This is a genomic window from Thermonema sp., from assembly GCF_026003375.1.
Classification (GTDB): domain Bacteria; phylum Bacteroidota; class Bacteroidia; order Cytophagales; family Thermonemataceae; genus Thermonema; species Thermonema rossianum.
On sequence record NZ_BPHD01000001.1, the window covers coordinates 387028 to 407284 of the forward strand.

Annotated in this window: 21 protein-coding genes and 3 tRNA genes; 11 read left to right on the forward strand and 13 right to left on the reverse strand. The window is 42.3% G+C overall.

What is annotated here, in order from left to right:
- Position 1: 1 nt before the first annotated feature.
- Both QVE43_RS01735 and QVE43_RS01740 read right to left on the reverse strand, forming a co-directional pair.
- Complete coding sequence (locus QVE43_RS01735; RefSeq protein WP_288004013.1) at positions 2 to 568, reverse strand: hypothetical protein; 567 nt, start codon at positions 566 to 568, stop codon at positions 2 to 4.
- Positions 565 to 1536: a VWA domain-containing protein gene (locus QVE43_RS01740; protein WP_288004014.1), complete on the reverse strand. Its 972-nt coding sequence runs from the start codon at positions 1534 to 1536 to the stop codon at positions 565 to 567. The genes QVE43_RS01735 and QVE43_RS01740 overlap by 4 nt, the downstream gene beginning before the upstream one ends.
- Before the next feature lie 178 nt (positions 1537 to 1714).
- On the opposite strand from QVE43_RS01740, the gene QVE43_RS01745 reads away from it, so the two are divergent.
- The 3 genes from QVE43_RS01745 to QVE43_RS01755 all read left to right on the forward strand — a co-directional run bounded on the left by QVE43_RS01745 (position 1715) and on the right by QVE43_RS01755 (position 1991).
- Positions 1715 to 1804: transfer RNA gene (locus QVE43_RS01745), tRNA-Ser, on the forward strand.
- Positions 1805 to 1813: 9 nt separating this feature from the next.
- Positions 1814 to 1888 (forward strand) — tRNA-Pro (locus QVE43_RS01750).
- A gap of 29 nt (positions 1889 to 1917) precedes the next feature.
- Positions 1918 to 1991: transfer RNA gene (locus QVE43_RS01755), tRNA-Arg, on the forward strand.
- Between the two features lie 118 nt (positions 1992 to 2109).
- Here the strand turns inward: QVE43_RS01755 and QVE43_RS01760 are convergent.
- From QVE43_RS01760 to QVE43_RS01800, 9 genes are all read right to left on the reverse strand, one after another.
- The gene (locus QVE43_RS01760) at positions 2110 to 3402 is read right to left on the reverse strand and encodes a citrate synthase (protein ID WP_038029773.1); all 1293 of its coding nucleotides are present in this window, start codon (positions 3400 to 3402) and stop codon (positions 2110 to 2112) included.
- Between the two features lie 147 nt (positions 3403 to 3549).
- A complete protein-coding gene (locus tag QVE43_RS01765; protein ID WP_288004015.1) occupies positions 3550 to 4251 on the reverse strand; it encodes a DUF3307 domain-containing protein in 702 nt (233 codons plus the stop codon).
- Positions 4233 to 4850 (reverse strand): helix-turn-helix domain-containing protein, encoded by a 618-nt coding sequence (locus QVE43_RS01770; protein ID WP_288004016.1) that lies wholly within the window; start codon positions 4848 to 4850, stop codon positions 4233 to 4235. The genes QVE43_RS01765 and QVE43_RS01770 overlap by 19 nt, the downstream gene beginning before the upstream one ends.
- Positions 4851 to 4922: 72 nt before the next feature.
- Complete coding sequence (mnmE, locus tag QVE43_RS01775) at positions 4923 to 6317, reverse strand: tRNA uridine-5-carboxymethylaminomethyl(34) synthesis GTPase MnmE (protein WP_288004017.1); 1395 nt, start codon at positions 6315 to 6317, stop codon at positions 4923 to 4925.
- Complete coding sequence (locus QVE43_RS01780; protein WP_288004018.1) at positions 6301 to 7173, reverse strand: metal ABC transporter permease; 873 nt, start codon at positions 7171 to 7173, stop codon at positions 6301 to 6303. The genes mnmE and QVE43_RS01780 overlap by 17 nt, the downstream gene beginning before the upstream one ends.
- Positions 7170 to 8426, reverse strand: a complete 1257-nt coding sequence (locus QVE43_RS01785; RefSeq protein ID WP_288004019.1) for a metal ABC transporter permease — start codon at positions 8424 to 8426, stop codon at positions 7170 to 7172. Before QVE43_RS01785 ends, QVE43_RS01780 begins: the two co-directional genes overlap by 4 nt.
- The gene (locus tag QVE43_RS01790; RefSeq protein ID WP_038029782.1) at positions 8423 to 9193 is read right to left on the reverse strand and encodes a metal ABC transporter ATP-binding protein; all 771 of its coding nucleotides are present in this window, start codon (positions 9191 to 9193) and stop codon (positions 8423 to 8425) included. The genes QVE43_RS01785 and QVE43_RS01790 overlap by 4 nt, the downstream gene beginning before the upstream one ends.
- A 3-nt stretch (positions 9194 to 9196) precedes the next feature.
- Positions 9197 to 10132 (reverse strand): metal ABC transporter solute-binding protein, Zn/Mn family, encoded by a 936-nt coding sequence (locus tag QVE43_RS01795; RefSeq protein ID WP_288004020.1) that lies wholly within the window; start codon positions 10130 to 10132, stop codon positions 9197 to 9199.
- Positions 10116 to 10784 (reverse strand): metal-dependent transcriptional regulator, encoded by a 669-nt coding sequence (locus tag QVE43_RS01800; RefSeq protein ID WP_288004021.1) that lies wholly within the window; start codon positions 10782 to 10784, stop codon positions 10116 to 10118. The genes QVE43_RS01795 and QVE43_RS01800 overlap by 17 nt, the downstream gene beginning before the upstream one ends.
- 470 nt (positions 10785 to 11254) lie before the next feature.
- On the opposite strand from QVE43_RS01800, the gene QVE43_RS01805 reads away from it, so the two are divergent.
- A complete protein-coding gene (locus tag QVE43_RS01805) occupies positions 11255 to 12073 on the forward strand; it encodes a 2,3,4,5-tetrahydropyridine-2,6-dicarboxylate N-succinyltransferase (protein WP_288004022.1) in 819 nt (272 codons plus the stop codon).
- 186 nt (positions 12074 to 12259) lie between these two features.
- A complete protein-coding gene (locus QVE43_RS01810) occupies positions 12260 to 13351 on the forward strand; it encodes a flagellar motor protein MotB (RefSeq protein ID WP_288004023.1) in 1092 nt (363 codons plus the stop codon).
- Positions 13352 to 13449: 98 nt separating this feature from the next.
- Here QVE43_RS01810 and QVE43_RS01815 read toward each other — a convergent pair whose 3' ends face one another.
- Positions 13450 to 14337 (reverse strand): 3-hydroxybutyryl-CoA dehydrogenase, encoded by an 888-nt coding sequence (locus tag QVE43_RS01815; RefSeq protein ID WP_038029927.1) that lies wholly within the window; start codon positions 14335 to 14337, stop codon positions 13450 to 13452.
- Positions 14338 to 14541: 204 nt separating this feature from the next.
- Between QVE43_RS01815 and QVE43_RS01820 the strand changes: the two genes are divergently transcribed.
- The 6 genes from QVE43_RS01820 (at position 14542) to QVE43_RS01845 (ending at position 19496) form a co-directional block, all read left to right on the forward strand.
- Positions 14542 to 14937 carry a helix-turn-helix domain-containing protein gene (locus tag QVE43_RS01820; RefSeq protein WP_288004024.1) on the forward strand — a complete coding sequence of 132 codons (396 nt, stop codon included), beginning with the start codon at positions 14542 to 14544 and terminating at the stop codon, positions 14935 to 14937.
- A gap of 37 nt (positions 14938 to 14974) precedes the next feature.
- The gene (locus QVE43_RS01825; protein ID WP_288004025.1) at positions 14975 to 16333 is read left to right on the forward strand and encodes a toxin-antitoxin system YwqK family antitoxin; all 1359 of its coding nucleotides are present in this window, start codon (positions 14975 to 14977) and stop codon (positions 16331 to 16333) included.
- Between the two features lie 68 nt (positions 16334 to 16401).
- The gene (locus QVE43_RS01830; RefSeq protein WP_288004026.1) at positions 16402 to 17367 is read left to right on the forward strand and encodes a phosphoribosylaminoimidazolesuccinocarboxamide synthase; all 966 of its coding nucleotides are present in this window, start codon (positions 16402 to 16404) and stop codon (positions 17365 to 17367) included.
- 14 nt (positions 17368 to 17381) lie between these two features.
- Positions 17382 to 17774: an STAS domain-containing protein gene (locus QVE43_RS01835; protein ID WP_038029801.1), complete on the forward strand. Its 393-nt coding sequence runs from the start codon at positions 17382 to 17384 to the stop codon at positions 17772 to 17774.
- Positions 17774 to 18715, forward strand: coding sequence for a ribonuclease Z (locus QVE43_RS01840; RefSeq protein ID WP_288004027.1), 942 nt, complete (start codon positions 17774 to 17776; stop codon positions 18713 to 18715). Before QVE43_RS01835 ends, QVE43_RS01840 begins: the two co-directional genes overlap by 1 nt.
- Positions 18708 to 19496 (forward strand): queuosine precursor transporter, encoded by a 789-nt coding sequence (locus QVE43_RS01845; RefSeq protein ID WP_038029804.1) that lies wholly within the window; start codon positions 18708 to 18710, stop codon positions 19494 to 19496. The genes QVE43_RS01840 and QVE43_RS01845 overlap by 8 nt, the downstream gene beginning before the upstream one ends.
- On the opposite strand, the gene QVE43_RS01850 is transcribed toward QVE43_RS01845, so the two are convergent.
- Positions 19477 to 20247, reverse strand: a complete 771-nt coding sequence (locus QVE43_RS01850; RefSeq protein ID WP_288004028.1) for an RNA methyltransferase — start codon at positions 20245 to 20247, stop codon at positions 19477 to 19479. The two genes, QVE43_RS01845 and QVE43_RS01850, sit on opposite strands and share 20 nt — an antisense overlap.
- Between the last annotated feature and the right edge of the window lie 10 nt (positions 20248 to 20257).

Here is a 20257-nt window from a genome sequence, read left to right on the forward strand (position 1 = left end):
ATTACCATTCTATATTTTCTCTACTTTGTTGACGCCCTTTTTTTCGCTGAAGATGGTATCTTTCGTTATTTTGAATAGATTGCAGTATCTGTTGTATGTTGCTTATCTTTGGATTAGGCTTGTTTTGATTTTCCGACGGGCTTGGTATAGGAGCGCGTTCTTTTTGCCTGTGTAATAGTAATTCCAAGTTATATGCGGCATCGGGGAGGGGGTAGGCTATCAACGAGTTTTTGAAATGCCGGATAGCTTGGGCGGAATGCCCTGCCTCAAAGGAAGCTACACCTTTTATAAGATGAATGTAAGCCCGCTGTTTGGGGCTGCACTGATTCATGGCAGGAAGCGGGAGTTGTATGATGGTTTCCCATGCTTTTGCTTGATAATGGCAAAGCAAAGTGAAAATGTAGGTGTCCGGGTTATTTACCAATGAGTATGCCTCCCATGAAGCCCCGGCAGCTTGTTTATACTGTTTTTCTGCATAAGCTGTTTTTGCTTCTTCTATATGATAATTATACAAGGGTGCCACAAAGTAAATGTATAATAACTGCAGCCATGTGAAACCTAATATCATCGTTTGAAGTGGATTAAGTGTAGGGGAAAAGACAAATCTAAAATTAAAAACAAGATAGCAAGCAGCAAAGGCATGTGATAAATATTGTCAGTGGCTATATGTTGCCTATTGGTGATCGTCATGCTGTTTTCGTTAATGTTTCTAATCAATGTAGCCGTGTCGTCCACTTCCGGCGCAATTTGATACACTCTGCAATCGGTAAGTTTGCTGCATAGTTTATTCGCGTTTTCAGGCATGGCTTTACTAATTACAGCCCGTCCATCTTTTTTGAGCACGCCACCTTGCCACGGAATATACTCACCGGTGACACTTCCTACCACCACTTGATAAAAGGAAAGATTGTATAAGGTTGCCTCCCGGAACAAAGAAGTACCGGGTAGCTCATTACTCTCCCAATCGCTGAAACATATAATAGAGTTTTTTATGCCTTCTTTATGATTTTTTTTGACATTTTCCATAGCAAGCGCATAAGCTTGGCTGATATTAGAGCCACCACCTGAAGTAAGCCCAAAGGTCATAGGAGGAATATATAAGTCTAAAATAGCCTCTTTATCATGAGTAAGTGGACAGTAAATGAGTGCTTCATTGGCAAATAATATGATGCAATAGCTACCGTTTGTTTGCTGTATGATTTGAGATAAGGTATATTTTGTGCGTTCGAAACGCCCGGGTGGAGTGTCTTGAACACGCATGCTGTTTGATAAATCTACAAGTAAATACAAGTGGTGGTTGTCTGCACTCACTTCTTCTCGCACTATTTTTTTAAACGGCGCCAACAGTGCCACAATCACGCAGCTAATGGTCAGTAAGCGAAGTGCACTCTTGAATAGGAATGCTCTTCTGTTGTAATGGAGAAAAGGATAGCGTTTTTCTATGACATATACCTTTCGCCAGTTAAGCAATAAAAACAGCGCAAATACGCTGAATATACCAAGTTCAAACAAGGAGGGGGGGAGTAAAAAGTGCATACCAAACCGCTTGATGTCCTGTGCAAAGTTACATAAGACAATGGTATTTTAATTGAAAAAAATACAACTTTAATGGCTTAATCTTCAATATTTTAAATTTTCTTTTTAAAAAAAGTAGTTAATTTGTTTGGACAATATGGAATAGTGCTCTATATTTGCATTGCAATTCAACGAAAAAGGAGAGGTGGCCGAGTGGTCGAAGGCAGCAGTTTGCTAAACTGCCGTACCGCCCAAAGCGGTACCGCGGGTTCGAATCCCGTCCTCTCCTCTAACAGTTCGGGGCGTGGCGCAGCCCGGTTAGCGCACCTGCTTTGGGAGCAGGGGGTCGCAGGTTCGAATCCTGCCGCCCCGACTTTTCTTTCTCAATACATGAACATACAAGGTCCCGTAGCTCAACCGGATAGAGCAACTGCCTTCTAAGCAGTCGGTTGCAGGTTCGAGTCCTGCCGGGATCGCTTAGGTACTGAATGGCTTGTTCTTATCTCAAAGAATAAGCCGTTTTTTTTTATCTAAAAAAATGGGGAAGGTGTAAACTCATACCTTCCCCAACTACTTATAACAAGGGCGCGTCTTTTATCTCTTGTCCATGGGTACGTAATCTCTTTCATTGGCACCCACATAAAGCTGACGAGGACGGCCAATAGGATCGCCGTTTTCGCGCATCTCTTTCCATTGAGCAATCCAGCCCGGCAAGCGTCCTAAGGTGAACATAACGGTAAACATGTTGACCGGTATGCCCATGGCTTTGTAAATAATGCCGGAATAGAAGTCAACGTTCGGATACAGCTTTCTTTCTTTAAAGTAATCGTCATTCAAAGCGGCGTGCTCCAGCTCTTTTGCAATATCCAACAAGGGGTCTTTGATTCCCAGCTTATTCAATACGTTATCTGCTTGTTGTTTGATGATACGTGCCCGCGGATCGAAGTTTTTATATACACGGTGCCCAAAGCCCATCAAACGGAAATCAGAGTTTTTGTCTTTTGCCATTTCAACGTATTTCTTCACGTTGCCGCCGTCTGCTTTGATCATCTCAAGCATTTCTATCACTTTCTGGTTGGCGCCACCGTGCAGCGGTCCCCACAAAGCGCTAATACCTGCTGAAATAGCGGCATAGAGGCTTGCATGCGAAGAACCTACAATACGTACAGTAGATGTCGAGCAGTTTTGTTCATGGTCGGCATGCAAAATCAAAAGGACATCCAGGGCACGGGCTACCACAGGGTCAACCTCGTAGTCCTCCACCGGAAGAGCGAACATCATGTGCAAAAAGTTCTCACAGTAGTTCAAGCTGTTCTTGGGGTAGTTGACCGGGTGCCCCTGCGAGTTCTTATAAGACCAGGCTGCCAAAGTAGGTACTTTAGCAAGCAAGCGGATGATGTTTAAATCGGTTTGCTCTTCAAAACTTAGTGCAGCTTCTTCGGGACGCGGATAGAAAGCAGAAAGAGAAGACACCAATGCCGAAAGCACGCCCATGGGGTGTGCATTGGCAGGGAAGCCGTCAAATATTTTCCGTATATTTTCATTTACCATTGTGTGGCGAGTAACCTTGTTTACAAAGGTTTCGTATTCGCTCTTCGAAGGCAACTCGCCATAAATAAGCAAGTAAGCTACCTCTAAAAAGGTAGATTTTTCTGCCAGCTGCTCAATGGGGTATCCACGGTAACGTAATATCCCTTTTTCGCCATCCAGAAAGGTGATGGCGCTTTTGGTTGAGCCTGTGTTTTTGAAGCCCAAATCTAAAGTGATCAATCCGCCGGTCTCTGAGCGAAGCTTGCTGATATCCAAGGCTTTTTCGCCTTCTGTACCGGTAAGAACCGGAAGCTGGTACACCTGACCGTTGTAATGAAGTTCAGCGTATTCTGACATAGGAACTATTTGTTTATGTTTTTACCTCTCAAAAAAACCTCAGCTAAATTAGAAAATTTTAAGTAAAAGGGAAAGAATGGCGGTTTATTTAATGTATAAAATCAAGATTCGAATGCTTACTTCACCACCTGTTTAACATAATATTTTTTATAAACATTTCAGCAAAAGTGCCGACAAAATTCCCCACACAAAACTCACCAACGTACCAACTAAAATGTATTCCGTCAGCTTTCTATCTTTAGACTTTGACAGGTCACCAAAACGAAAGACTGACTTTGCTGCCAATAAAAAACCTATGGCTGCATAAAAGTTCAAATTGATAAACAAAAAAATTAATAGTCGTTCCAAAATGCCTATATATGCGCCGGCTTGTGGGAGAGAGCTGTGATTCAGGGCGCCCAAACGCCATCGTTGCATAAATATCCCAATGGCAATACATGCCACATAGGTGTTTAAAGACAGGGAGACGAACAGACTTAATAGTGTATGAGTATCTAAACTCTCTTTCAAATGTATGGCTTCTTTTGGAAACAGAAGCAGGGTCAAAACGGCAATGACACTCACATGCAGGGATTGGTCTATAAGGAAGCCCCTAAATCCGGATAGATAGTAAATCTTTACAATGTCTATCAGCAGATGTGAAGTAAATATCAAAATATATATGTAAATATACATTCTGGATATTTCTTGTAGAAGTAAAGCCGTGAGTATAGCATGCAACAAGGCGTGCGCATACAACCATATGGACTGTATCCGCTTTCGAGCCTTGTGTGCTACAATGTACTTGTTTTGGAGCAAGAAATCGGCAGCAATATGAGCAGCCAATAATTTTAAAAAGAACAGCTGCATTTATATTCAGTTTGGTCTTTGAAAATATTTATCATTTCCTTTAGTTCTACGTAATGAGCTCTTTTTAGTGCTTCACTGATGGTGCTTTGTGCTTTCCCTAACTGTTCTGCCAATTGTATTTGCGTGAGGTTAGGATTTTGCAGCAGGGCATACAACACACGGGACTCTGCCACTGTCCATTTGTCGGCAAAAGTAAGCGCCAGGTGCAAGACCAAGTTCCAATATTCATCATATTTTTGTCCAAAACAAGACTTGAGCGCCATGTTGTATTGCGATAAGCTATCGAAAGCTTGTCCGGAAAGGATATACGCTTCCCCGTTAGATTCCGCCAGGCTGCGTCCGCTGTAAGTCTCTTTGCCTATGCCAATACCTATACGCACGTCCAGTCGTACGCTACGCAAGGCACTTTTCAATAAAAAGCAAGCAAGGAGTGCCTGTGGTGCCTGCACCTTTAACTGAAAGCTGTCCCCCCGGTAAAGTATCCAATCTGATGGTGTGCTTCCCCAGTAAGCAAGCGCCTCTTGTAAAATGGGAAGCCATTGAGCAGTGGGTGATGAACGGGAGGCTATTATATCACCTGTTAGGACTGCAAGAATCAATATATTATCGGTTTTTAAGGCTATATGTTATGTATATTGTCTTTTTAAACGATATATGATTCATCAAGGTTACTATTTCCCAATGCAAAACTTTGAGAAAATATTTCCCAGCAGATCTTCTGTAGTGATCTCTCCGGTGATTTCACCTAAAAAGTGTAGTGCTGCCCGTACATCCATGGCCACCAAGTCACTTGGTAACTGCGAAAGCAAACCATGTTCTGCCTGCGATAGTGCCTGCTCTGCTTTTTCCAGAAACTCGTAATGACGGGCGTTGGTAACAATGATGTCTGTTTGAAGAGATGCTTCCCATTGCTGCACTCTGCGAAGAAGTTCTTTCTTGAGGCTTTCTACATCTTTCTCATTTTTGGCTGATATGAATATAAGCGGGTAGTTTTCGAGTGCTTTCTGTAGCATAGATATCTTATGTGACTCGCCGGTAAGCATATCTATTTTGTTGCCCAATAAAATATAGGAAAGCTTGTAGGTTTCCAATTCCCGGATGGCTGCTTCTATCTCTTCGGTGGTAGCAGTATTTACATCAAACAAATAAAGGACAATGGACGCCTCTTTCATTTTTTGCCGGGCACGCTCTACACCTATTGCCTCTATTGCATCGCTTGTTTCTCTTATGCCGGCTGTATCTATAAAACGGAAGGTGATGCCTTCAATAGTAATTTCATCCTCTATCACATCACGGGTGGTGCCCGCTATGTCCGACACAATAGCCCTTTCTTCCTGAAGAAGCGCATTTAAAAGTGTGGACTTCCCTGCGTTGGGTTTCCCCACAATGGCTACCGGTACACCTCGCTTGAGCACATTGCCATAGCGGTACGATTCTTTCAAATGATGTACGACCTGCTGTATTTCTCTAAGCAGGTTGAGTAGTTGTGTCCGGTCGGCAAACTCCACATCTTCTTCCGAGAAGTCCAACTCCAGCTCCAGTAAGGAGGCAAAATGAATCAACTGTTCTCTTAGTTTTTTTATCTTAGAAGAAAAATGTCCACGCATTTGTTGCATGGCAACTTTATGCGCTGCCGATGATTGCGAGGCTATCAGGTCAGCCACGGCTTCTGCTTGCACCAGGTCAAAGCGCCCGTTTAAGTAGGCTCGCTTGGTAAATTCGCCTGGTTCGGCCATGCGGGCTCCTGCTTCCAGCAACAAGCTCAATACTCTTTGTACAATATAAGGAGAACCGTGTGTCGAAATTTCTATGCTGTCCTCCATAGTAAAGGAGCGCGGCGCTCTAAAGGCTGCCAAAAGGACTTCATCTACTACTTCGTTGTTAAAATCAACTATTTTACCAAGGTGTAAAGTGTGTGTTTCAATTTGGTCTATATCTTTTCCCTTCCATATTTTTTTCACTATCCGGAAGGCCTCCTTTCCCGAAATTCTGATTACCGCCACGGCTGACTGCCCGGGAGGGGTTGCAGGAGCTACGATCGTATCCCAACTATTTTGATTTTGCATATAACCAAGGTTTTAAAAGTCCCTTTTTGGGAGATACAAAGATAGCCACTAATAAACATATGCCCATGCTGAGGACAGTTGCGCCACTTACAGAGACGCCCCACCACAAGGCAATGAAATAACCGGATACAGCACACAAAATGCCCGTAAGAATACAAAGCCGGAGCATAGCAGACAAACTATAACTAAACAGATAGGCAATAGCAGGTAATGCCGTGAAGTAAGCTATAACCAAGATAGAGCCGACCATTTCGAAGGAAGCCACGGTTGTAAACGAGACCAATCCCATTAAGGTATAATGTAAAATGCTTGTGGAAATGCCTATAGTGGAAGCAAAAACACCATCGAAGCTCATCACTTTGAGCTGCTTATAGTTTAGCAATACAAAAGTCAGGTTTATAATGAAAATACCTAAAAGCAAATAAAACGCTTTAGGCCCTGCCACTTTTCCGTTTATAATCAAAACATCGAAGAGCGTATGCGACACTTCGCCATAAAGTACACACTCTTGGTCTAAGTCCACACGAAAGGCAAGAGAAGATATGAGTATGATACCTAAGGCAAACATAGAAGTGTAAATGCTACCTATAGAAGCATCCTCATGAAGGTTGTAACGCTTGGCAATAGACTCTATCAACCATACCGTAGCAAAGCCGGACAGCCCGGCACCTATAAGTAGCCATATAGACTGGAGAGACTCCGTGAATAAATAGGCGATAACTATTCCGGGCAATACCGCATGAGATATGGCATCTACCAGCATGCTCATTCGTCGCAGTATAATGAAACTACCTAATATGCCACAGCAAGCAGCTGTTAAAGCAGAGTTTACTATAATCCACCAATCGCTAATCATGGTATATCTTTTTGATGAGGATCCTTTTTGGGAAAATTCATAATCGTAAGCAGGTGCGCTTCTACTTCCGGTGTGATGTAGTGCTCTATATCTTCGGCACTTTCATGCAAATGATCTTCCGGAAGTTGCAAATATTCACTCAGGTATAACTCCCACAAGCGGTGAAGGCGGACAATGCGTTTGGATGCCGCTTTTCCCGCGGGAGTGAGTTGTATTTTGTTATTAGAAAACTTTATCAACTTTCTTTTTTCGAGTTTTTTGCAAATCTTTTCTATTCTGCTAAAAGACATTCTGGTTGCCTTGTGTAAAGCAAAGATATCTACTGTTTCTGTTTTAATTGACTCTATCAACTTGTAAAGAGATTTTAGTACATGCTCCTCATCTATCTTGTCTTGATGTCTTTTTTTGGCTTTTAGTTTACTATACAAACTATTGTATTTACCGAGCAGCAAACTGACTATTAACACGCCAAAAAGGCTTAAAACTATTGCCGGACCTGTGGGGATGTGGGGGACCAGTAATGAAAGCATAATACCAAAAGCACTTGCTACAAAAGAGACCAAACCGGCAACAATGATTCCGCCTGTAAAGGAGCGTTTCCAGAAATGTGCTATTGAGGGAGGAAGTACAAACATTGCAGACATAAGAACGATACCGACACTTTGGAGCCCGGTCATTACCAGCAGGCATAAAAAGACAATAAATAAAGCTTCCACTATTTTAAACGGAAAGTTCAGTGTGCCGGCAAACTGAATATCAAATACCCAGATCTTAACAGCACGAAACCCCAAAATAAAAAGGGTAAGAATTGCCGCGCTGATGATAGCAATAACCTGTGCATCAAGGAGCGATAGGGTAGAGGCTTGACCAAATATGAACCTGTCTATACCGCTTTGGTTTCCCCATGGTAATTGCTGTATGTAAGACAAAAACAAAACACCTATGCCAAAAAAGATAGACAAGGTACTCGCCAATAAGATATCTTCCGATAATACTTTTTTTCTGTGCAAATACTGCACAATATAGGTTGCAAGCATAGCTGTGCTGCTCCCACCCACCAAAAACCAAAACATATTTTTTTCACGAAACACTAAAAAGGCTATACACACACCCGGCAATACGGCATGTGTAATTACGTCGCCTATGAGTGCCTGTTTTTTATGGAACAGTATGCTTCCCAAAACGGAAGATGAAACGCTTAAAAACAAGGCACTAATGAGTATATACCAGGTAGAAGGCAATAGCTCCATCATAAACTTTGTTTTATAATATGAGCGATTTTTGTTAAAGTTGTCAACTTTCCTCCATAAGTTTTTTGTAATAAATCCGGAGTAAAAGCCTGTTCAGTAGGGGCAGAGGCAACCAAATATCCGTTAAGCAGAACAACCCAGTCAAAGTATTCGTAGGCAGAGTACAAATCATGGTGAACAACTATAATGGTTTTTCCTTGTTCTTTCATTTCCTTCAGCAAGGCAACAATAGCATGCTCAGTAGCGATGTCGATGCCGGTAAATGGCTCATCCATGAAATAAATGTCGGCATCCTGCGCGATAGCTCTTGCCAAAAAAACCCGTTGTTGTTGTCCACCTGATAATTCAGAGACCTGTCGCTTTGCCAAAGGGGCAATTCCTACGCGCTCCATCGCGCTGCTTACGATTGCTTTATCCTGTGGCGTAAGTTTCTTTAGTAACCCTAAATAGGGGAAGCGTCCCATCTCTACCACTTCTTGTACGGTTATAGGAAAATCCCAATTCACTTCTTCTTTTTGTGGCACATAAGCTACTCGCTGTTTTACTTTACTCAATGACTCACCGAATAACTTTACATATCCACTATGAACAGGTACTAAGCCCATAATAGCCTTAATCAATGTGGACTTTCCTGCACCATTAGGCCCAATTACACCGGCCAATACGCCGGATGGAAGAGTGAAGTCTATATTCCAAAGTGCTGTTTTGTTATTGTAGCGCACGCTCAGGTCGTGTACTTCCAGTATTGCCTTTTCAACTTGTTGTATCATGGTTTACTTAATATTATCAACTATTAATCGTGTGTTGAATAAAATCATCTTTAAATAAGTATTTGCAGGAGAGTTATCATCGCCCAGGGAATCTGAATACAAACCGGGTACAAGCTTCACTATATGCCCTTTAGACTTACAACCTTCCACTACACTTTGCAAGGCTTTGGGCGACACAGTTGTCTCCGCAAATATGGCCTTTACTTCGTTTTCTATTATGTAATTCACTAACTCCGTAACATCATATAAACCCGCTTCTGACATAGTGGAAATTCCCTGCAAACCTTTTACTCGTAATTTGTACCGGCGGCCATAATACTCAAAGGCATCGTGGGCAGTAATTAATATCCTGCGTTGCTCCGGTACCGCTTCAAACATGGCTACTATATTTGTGTGAACACTGTCTATTGCCTGCTTGTACAAGCTTGCATTCTTGTTAAGATATGATTTCATAGAAGGGTAGTGGGTCACCAATTTATTAAGGGCTTCATCGGTAACCAATTTCATAAGGAAAGGGTCGAACCAAATATGCGGATCATAGGTAGAAGCACCCACCTGTATTAGTTGCTCTTTGGGTAATGCATCCCCCAAAGCATAACAGGGTTTTTGGCGTGCCAAGCTATTAAGCGCTTCGCTTAGCTTCCCTTCTAAGTGTAAGCCATTGTAGAAAATAATGTCAGCTTTTTTGAAAAGAACAAAATCCCTTTGCGTTGCTTTGTACAGATGGGGATCGACACCCGCGCTCATTATGCTGATGACTTCCATCGAATCGCCCGCAATGTGTCGAATAACATCGGCCATTATGTTTGTGGTGACCACTATGAGCGGCCGCTGTTGTGTGGCATTCTCATGCTTACCGGAAGAGCAGGCGCACAAATAAATGGCACATGCAGTAATAAATATTATGTTAAACAACAGTGATTTAATGGTTGCTTTCATGGTTTACAATGATTTGGGAGGCTACTAAGTGAGATAAATTTACTATTCGGTTGTTTATATCAACTTCTATGCTTAAATCAAAAGGTATTTTGTCGATAATGATAATACTCAAACCTATTGATAGGTTTATTTTATTCAAATAGCTTAAAAAGTCTTTTTCGTCATTTTTTACTGCAACGACCACTAATTCTACACCAATGGGAGCGTGAGAAAGCGGAAAACCTTCTATTGGCTGAAGTTTCCCGTCAGGGGAGGGGATAGGATCCCCATGAGGATCATACTTGGGATATCCCAAGTATTCATCCAACCGGCTAATAAGCAATTCACTTTCTATATGTTCCAGTTGCTCAGCGACAGGATGAATCTCTTCCCAGGTAAAGCCCAGACACTTTACCAAAAAAGTTTCCCACAAACGGTGTTTCCTTACTATGCTTAATGCCAGTTCTCTTCCTTTCGATGTCAGGCGTATTGGTTTGTAAGGTTCATAATGAATAAGTCCTTTTTTTGTTAATTTTTTTAACATATCACTTACCGAGGCAGGTGTGTTCCGGAGGGTCTGTGCAATGGTTTGATTGTGCGCTGGCTCGCCTTTCTCCTCCAAAGCATAAATGGTTTTCAAATAATTCTCTTCCGAGAGCGAAAGCTTAAGCATGTCTGATAGCTGTTATTAAGTTATCATATAGCGAATATATATCTAAGTTTTATAAAAAACAAAATTTAGATAAATCTAAATGTATTGTTAATAAACTTAACAATACGCTGTTAATCAATAAGTTGTGTGCGATATATTGATGCTTTTTCCGGTGTGCAGCCAGTGAAAATCTAAAAACTTATAGGGTATCTGATTGGTGCGCAATACGCTTTATGCGTCATACTCTGGCAAGGTGGCTATTTGGTTATGGAGCGCTATACTTCCTGAGAGGGTAGCTGTATTAAAACAGGGCAATCCTGTATCGATGAAATCTATTGCACCGGGCTTGTCATTGCAGGTATATTATTCTATCTTCATGCCCAGACAGGTGTTTAATGCATGGTTTCATGCAGAATAAAATTTTGATAACATTTATAACTCATTGTTAATCAGAAAAAAACAATTAGTTATTTAAAGTAAAACTTAAAACTATGGAATTGGAAAACTTAATACTCAAGGCTTGGGCCGATCGTAGTCTCCTGCAAGATGCAGCCACACAGAATGCCATTCGACAAACCATCGACTTATTGGACAAGGGGCAAATACGAGTAGCCTACCCTACCGGGGAAGGGGAATGGATGGTTAATGAATGGGTAAAAAAGGCTGTTATCATGTATTTTCAGATTCAACCCATGGAAACCATCAAGATTGGACCTTTTGAATTCTATGACAAAATACCGCTGAAGTCGAAGTATGAAGAAAAGAAGGTGCGCGTAGTGCCGCATGCTGTAGCCCGTTACGGCGCTTTCGTCAATGAAGGAGTCATCTTGATGCCTTCTTATGTCAATATAGGCGCCTATGTTGACAGTGGTACCATGATAGACACATGGGCAACTGTGGGTAGCTGCGCCCAAATAGGGAAAAATGTGCACATTAGTGGGGGTGTGGGAATTGGTGGTGTGTTAGAGCCGCCTCAGGCCGCGCCTGTTATTGTAGAAGATGGTGCTTTTATTGGTTCCCGTTGCATTATAGTGGAAGGGGTGCGTATAGGAAAGGAAGCTGTGTTGGGCGCCAATGTAACGCTCACAATGAGTACAAAGATTTTTGACGTATCGAATCCCGATGACGTGAAGGAGTTAAAAGGATACGTTCCGCCTCGTTCCGTGGTAATTCCGGGCTCTTATCCGAAAAAATTTGGCAATCAGGAGTTTCACGTGCCGTGTGCCCTTGTTATCGGAAAAAGAAAAGAGAGTACAGACCTTAAAACTTCGCTGAACCAGGCACTCAGAGAGTTTGAAGTAACGGTGTAAGATGTAACATTTTTTAGTTACTTTTCGTATATTGCTGATATTTAACAAAGGTAGTGACCGTAATAACTTTAAAATACGAAAAGTACTAATACTATGTGCAGGCTATGGACATTTTCGCGTTATTGGGCAATGAGACTTATTCTGCTCTCATTGCCTTTTGCTGCATGCTCTCCTTACAAGCAAGCAATGAAAGGGGGCAAAAAGGGAGCAATAGCCCGGCAAGAACAACTGTTGAAAGAGTATCAAACCAAGTTGCTGCAGCTTAAAGAAGATTCAATGGAGCTTGCCCGTCAGGCAGATGAGCTGGTGCGTATGCTGGGGGAGTCGCAGCTCAAAGAGCGGCGCAATGCACAGAAACTGTACCAATATGCTCAGTTGCTTGACAAAGCATCCGTTTATCAAGAGCAGCTGGAATACATACGCAGACAGATAGTTCATACATTACTTACTCATGAAATAGACAATATCCAGGTAGTGAAGGAAAAGAGAGGCGTGCGTATCACCATTTTGGATGAGCTTCTCTTCCCGCCCGGTAGCGCTCGTATTAACAGTGAAGGCCAGAATGCCATTAAATACCTAAGTGAAACCCTTGGCGAAATTGCCGGTATCACCATCATTATAGAAGGGCACACAGACAACGTTCCTCTCCGGAATCATCCTGTTTATAAAAACAATTGGGAGCTGAGCTTAGCGCGTGCTTCCGAGGTTGGGCGTTACATGGTTCGCTTTAATTTCCCCCAAGACAAGGTATCAATTTCCGGGAAAGGTGATTTGTATCCGCTTGCCGACAACTCTACTCCCGAAGGGCGGCGCCTCAATAGGCGAACGGATATTATCGTTATGCCGGAACAAACCGAAATATTGAACATGGTTTTTGATGGCCTGGAAGAAGGAAATACCCAAAACACCATCGTTATGCCTGTCCGGCAGTTTATAAACGAAGGCGAAGAAAAAAAAAACTCAGCTTCGCTGAATGAAAAAACAGGGGAGAAAAACAACATAGAAGAAAACAGTGAAGTCATATATGGCACACCTGTTGGCAAGCTACGCAAGAATGAAAGCAATGCACAACAAGAAAAACACCTTACTAATCATCAAATAAGTTCAAAAACAAACAATGGCAATACATTTTCATTCAATCAAGTATGGAAAAATATGCAGCCATATTTAAGCGGGATAGAGAGCTATCTCGCTTTTTCGCCTTTATGGAAGGCTGCCGTTGTTTGTTACGTACTCTTTCAGCCGGAAGCAAATTGTAATGCTCTTTTGATTATTTAAGCCTTAAAAAAGGAACGGAAGATAGAATCATATTGATGAATAGCACAAAAGGCAGCTTTAAAGCTGCCTTTTGTGCTTGAGGGGCTTTTGGACAATCATTACTTTTGGAAACGAGGTGATGGTTTTAGCTCCTTAGGATTACTCCAGTCATAAAAACCACGTCCGCTTTTGGCACCCAGCTCGCCGGCTTCCACCATATTGACCAGTAGGGGACAAGGTGCGTATTTGTCCTTTCCGAAGCCTTCATAAAGCACTTTCAATATAAATAAGCATACGTCCAAGCCAATAAAGTCAGCCAATTGCAAAGGCCCCATAGGGTGTGCCATTCCTAACTTCATTACCTGATCGATTTCTTCCACACCGGCAACCCCTTGAAATAAGGTTTCAATGGCTTCGTTTATCATGGGCATTAAAATACGGTTGGATACGAATCCCGGGTAATCATTTACTTCTACCGGCACCTTGTTTAAAGCAACGGATAAATCCATCACGGTTTTAGTAGTCTCATTATCAGTAAGGTAGCCCCTTATTACTTCAACCAACTTCATAACCGGCACCGGGTTCATGAAGTGCATGCCGATAACTTTTTCCGGACGTTGAGTAACAGCGCCTAAGGTTGTGATAGAAATAGAGGAGGTGTTGCTTGCCAAGATAGCATGTGCCGGTGCATGTGCATCTATCTGACGGAACAAATCCTTTTTGATGTCTATACGCTCAGTAGCCGCTTCTATTACAATGTCGGCCTGCTTGACAGCGGACGTTAACTCGGTAGAAGTAGCGATGCGGGCAAGGGCTGCTTCTTTGTCTGCCTCGGTCAATATCCCTTTCTTTATCTGCCTGTCCATATTGGCCGAAATGGTGGACAGAGCCTTGTCGAGGGCTTCCCGGCGAATGTCTACCATCGTTACTTGATAGCCGTGTTGTGCAAATACATGACAGATGCCATTTCCCATTGTACCGGCACCTATAACTACTGCATTTTTAATTTCCATAGTTGTTTATGTTTTTGTGAGTATTGAAGATTGAAAGACCTTCCAAAGGTATAGAAAAGTAGAAGTAAAATCAATGTTACATTTTTTATCACATGTTAATAACATATGTAAATTATAGTAGTAAAACCATTGCTTAACAAAAGTTAATTGTTAATTTTATACACAAAATCAAGTCAAAACCTGTAAACATTTGTAGACATGAGTACAAAAGTTAATTTAGTTAACGAACGCTTCAAGCAATTGTTAAAAATTTTAAACACAACACCTTCTCAATTTGCAGATACTATGGGCGTACCCAGGGCTACCATTTCGCATTTATTGGCCGGAAGAAATAAGCCAAGTCTCGATTTCATAAGTAAGCTCCATGAGACATATCCGCACATCAATGTAAATTGGTTGTTGTTTGGAGAGCTGCCCATTTTCGAAAACACCAACGCAAACCAACGTTCTGAAACCAATCAGTTGCTGCCATCGTTTCCTGTTAGTGATTATGAAAAGATTACAGGCAAGCGCATCGATAAAATCATTATCTTTTATTCAGATCAAACCTTTGAGCTCTTTCATGCATCACTTAATGACGCTTCTTCAAAGTAGAAACAGGTACTGTATTAAATGTAAAATAAGTTACATTATGTTAAGTAGGAAAAAAGAAATCCTTCTCACCGCCTTTATGGTTGTTGCATTCAACTTTTATTTGGCGGCTCAAATACAAGATATTTTTGTGGTTAATTATTCGGACACAAATGCAGTAAAAGCAAAGTTTGGAGTGCTTTTATTTCCTGACGATACACTTCTGCACGGAAAGTACTACACTTATTTCAAGAGTGGCAGAAAAGCTGTAGAAGGTGTATATGAAAAAGGATTACGGGTCGGGGTGTTTTATCAATACTACGATAGTACCGGCTCCCCTATCGAAGCCATTGCCCACTACAATCAAGCCGGCAAGCTGGATGGTGACTATATTGTTTTTTACCCAAATGGCGACACACTTCAATACACCCTATACCGGAACGATACCATGCTACTTTCCAAGTCTTTTTATCAGGGCAATGTATTGCGCAATATCAGCCGCTTCAAAAATGGAAAGCTACATGGCGAAGTGCTTGAATATTATCCTACAGGTATATTGAAGAGCAAGATTTACTATGAAGAAGGCAAGCAACATGGAAAAGCGTACCTTTACTACTCGTCAGGGGCACTAAAAGCCGAAGAAGACTATGTCAATAGTTTTCAAGACGGATGGATTCGCACCTATTTTGACACAAACGGCACCACTAAAGGCGCACCGGCAATAGAAATGCAAGTAAAAAGAGGGGTGCGAGATGGAATCTTTAAAAGATATGATCCGCAAAGGCATCTTTTAGAAGAAGGTTTTTTCAGACAAAACCTCCCTCATGGCGAATACAAAGAGTATTATCCAAGCGGGCAAATACGTCGCAAAATAGTTTATGATTTAGGAACACGCATAGGGCAAGCACTTCATTACCACGAAAACGGGCAAGTTGCCAAAGTGATCGATTATAAAGACCGGGAAATACAACAATCCATTGTGGAGTTCGACACATCCGGAAATAAACTTCGCGAGTATCAACTCTACAAACACAAACCACATGGAAAATGGATAGAGTATTATCCCGGCGGTGCGATAAAAGAGAAAAGACAGTATAAAGACGGATTATTGGACGGCTGGGTGAAAACCTATGATGAACAAGGTCATTTGCAAAAAGAAGAGCCTTACAAGGCAGGGCGAATGGAAGGTGAAGCTATTTACTACTACCCCAACGGTAAGGTTCATAAAAAGGTGACATACAAATATGGACGCAAACACGGTGCGTACGTAGAGTACACAGCCGAAGGCACGGAAAAACAAAGAGGGCAATTTGCCAACGACCTGCCCCATGGCGAATGGATAATAACATCGGAAAACGGGAAAAAAAGAGTACTTTACCAACATGGTGTAATTATGAAAGAAGAGCCTCTGCAACCTTGATAAAAGCCATTGTATGACAACTAAAATTCGTAACTTGCTTGCCCAAATCAAACCCGGTTTCTACGTTTATGTTAGCAGCTATTCAATACACTGATTTTGACTTTCCCGGATTAAAAAACAAGCAACGCGGCAAAGTAAGGGATCTGTACTTTCTTAAAGATCGCCTCATTATGGTCGCCACCGACCGCATCTCAGCCTTTGATGTTGTTTTGCCACGTGCTATCCCCTACAAGGGGCAAATATTGAATCAAATTGCACTGCATTTTTTAGAACACACCACCGATATTGTACCAAACTGGGTAATGGCATCGCCGGACCCCAACGTGACTATAGGGAAGATATGCAAGCCCATTCCGGTGGAAATAGTAGTACGGGCTTACCTTGCAGGGCATGCATGGCGCCAATACAAAGCCGGGCACCGTACATTGTGCGGCGTAGCTCTGCCGGATGGACTTAAAGAAAACGATCGCCTCCCTACCCCTATCATCACCCCAACTACCAAAGCACAGAGCGGGCACGATGAAGATATTAGCAAAGAGGAAATCATTCAGCGGGGCATAGTTTCTGCCGAACTCTACGAACAAATAGAGCAGACAGCCCTTCGGTTGTTTGAACGGGGCACTCAAATGGCCAAAGAGCGAAATTTGATTTTGGTAGATACGAAATATGAGTTTGGCTTGTATGAGAACGAGCTCCATCTTATAGATGAAGTTCATACGCCGGACTCTTCGCGTTATTTCTATTTAGACACCTACGAGGAACTCCAAAAAGAAGGCAAACCCCAAAAACAACTATCCAAGGAGTTTGTACGTCAATGGCTGATAGAAAATGGTTTTCAGGGCAAGGAAGGGCAAGAAGTGCCGCCGATGACAGATGAAGTAGTAGAGCGCATTATGCAGCGTTATATGGAACTATATTCCACCATGACGGGAAAAACCATCCATATCGGCGCATCTCTCACCACAGAGGAGGTGCTCAAACGTATCGAGCATAACATTAAAGCTTATTTAGAAAAAGAACGCTTATTGGCATAAAACAAGCATCAACTATGAGTTTTCAAATAGAAAAAGAAGAAAAAGCAGCCATCATTATCCCACAAACACATAAGCTGGATGCTGTCAATACTGCTGAATTGAAAAGCATATTTCATGATTTAGCAGAAAAAGAAGAGTATAAAAATTTTGTTTTAGACCTGTCGAATGTAAAATATATTGACTCATCCGGCTTGAGCGCCATATTGGTAGGTAATAAACTAAGCAATGAGCGCAATGGCTCTTTTGTGGTCTGTGCAGTGAGCGAGCATGTAGCCAAAGTCCTTGCTATTTCCCAACTCGACCGCATCATTAATATTTTACCTACCCGGCACGAAGCCGTGGAAGCTATTTTTATGGATGAAATAGAACGTGAACTAAACGACTCCGACGAAGAAGAGCAAGACTGATGAATCCCGTATGGCTAACCGTATTGGGCACGGCTGCTGCTGTGCCCTCTTTTGAGCATTATACTTCCGGTTTACTATTGAGCTATTTGAATGATGAGCAGTGGTTGATAGACTGTGGCGAGGGCATACAAGTGCCTTTTTTTCGCTATGGTGGCAACTACAATAAGCTTCGCCGTATATTTATCTCCCACCTGCATGCAGACCATTACATAGGTTTGGTAGGGCTTATCATGAGCATGCACATGCATGGGCGTACCACGCCGCTTACCATCTATGCCCCTCACGGATTGGCAGACATATTGACCGCTGTTCTACGGGCTTCCGATACACAGCTGAAATACAATATTGACTACCAAAGCATTCCAACCAATGCTGCCCGGGTGATATATCAAGATAAAAAATGGGAAGTATTGGCTTTTCCGCTAAAACACCGTATCCCTACCGTAGGATTTCGCATCAGCCAAGTACAAGCAGAACGGCGGTTTCTTACAGAAAAAGGGGACGGCATCCCCTATGAATACATCCGCCGGATGAAAGAAGGCGAAGATATACTTGCCGAAGATGGGACGCTCTTGTATAAAAGTGAAGATTACACCGAGCCGCTGCCTGCTTTGTCTTTTGCCTACTGCAGCGACACTGCCTATGATGAAAGCGTTATTGAATACTGCCGTGAAGTCACACTACTCTATCACGAATCTACATTCTTGCATTCGGAAAAAGAACTTGCAGAAAAAACATTGCATGCTACGGCAAAAGAAGCAGCTCTCATTGCCCATCAATGTCAAGCCAAGCATTTATTGCTTGGGCATTTCTCTTACCGACATCCTGACCGGCGCGTTTTCGAAGAAGAAGCACGCAGTATTTTTCCTTCCGTTTACACAGCAAAAGAAGGGATGAAGCTTAATCTCAACCAGTTAAATTACAGTAAGACACATGCATAAAGAGCAAGAATATTACCGTAAAAGGACCCACCTGCTGCTTGTTCTTAGTGGTATTTTCATAAGCAATGCTCTACTGGCCGAAATGATTGGTGTAAAGATCTTTTCTTTGGAAAAGATGCTGGGAATTCCACCTGCGCAAATCCCCATCATGGGATACCGCTTGGATTTTAACCTGTCTGCCGGTGTAGTGATATGGCCCGTGGTATTTATTATATCGGACATTGTGAATGAATATTTTGGAAAAGGCGGTGTGCGTTATCTGTCTATCCTTACGGCAGCCCTTATAGCTTATGCCTTTTTAGGAATTAGTGTTACCACCCACCTGCCGGCTGCTGATTTTTGGGTTACGATATACAAAGAAAAAGTAACCCCTCCTATCGATATCAATTATGCCTACAATACGGTATATCGTCAAGGTTTGGGTATTATTATAGGGTCAATAACCGCCTTCCTTCTTGGACAGTTGATTGATGCTACTGTTTTTTCATTGTTCAAAAAAAGAACAGGCGAAAAATACATATGGCTCCGGGCTACCGGTTCAACCATCGTGTCTCAGTTTATAGATAGCTTTGTGGTTATTTACATAGCCTTTTACATTTTTGGACCTTGGTCTTTGTCTGAAATTATTTCGGTTGGTATAATCAACTATTCTTACAAGTTCATTATAGCCGTCATCACTACGCCCGTGCTTTATCTGATTCATTACCTCGTAGAGTGGTATTTAGGCGATGATATTGCACAAAGGCTTAAAAAAGAAGCGCTTAATAGCCCACTCTTTTAAGATTATCCACAAGAATGGCCGTGGCCATGGCCACATTGAGTGACTCGGCTGCACCGTAGCGGGGAATTGTTATATATTCATCAATAAATTTACGGGTGGTATCGCGTATGCCGTTGGCTTCGTTGCCCATTACCAATATCAAGGGGGCTGTGTTGTTGTGCTCTCTTGGTTTTATGGTATGAATGTCCTTGCCTTGAAGTTCAGCCCCCCAAATGACGGTTTTTGGGGGCATTGTCTCTAACAACCTTTCCATTGAGCAGTAATACACTTTGACACGCAAAAAACTCCCCTTGCTTGCCTGTATCGTTTTAGTATTCCAAACATCCACCGTATCTTCTGATACCAAAAGAGACGGAAGCCCATACCAGTCACAAATACGCATGATGGTGCCCATATTTCCCGGGTCCTGTATGTGATCTAAATACACGAACAAAGACTGGGACCACTGCTGTGGCAAATCATTGCCGGATGAGTCGATACGAAGCACTGCCAAGGCTTCTTGATTGTTTTGCAAAGCACTGCACGCTTGTATGTCGCTTCCGGAAGCCGCTTCTATATGCACCTCCGGAAAAGCCTGCTGCCATGCCGAACATAAGTGTTCTATTGCAAAAACCTGCTCTATCCGTTCAGCCGCAAAGCGCAAACATTCTTCTACCATTTTACGTCCTTCTACTACAAAAAGCCCCAATTGTTTTCTGTACTTCTTTTGTTGCAGTTGCCGCAAGGTCTTTTTCCATTTATTCGTTATCATTGCACATAGT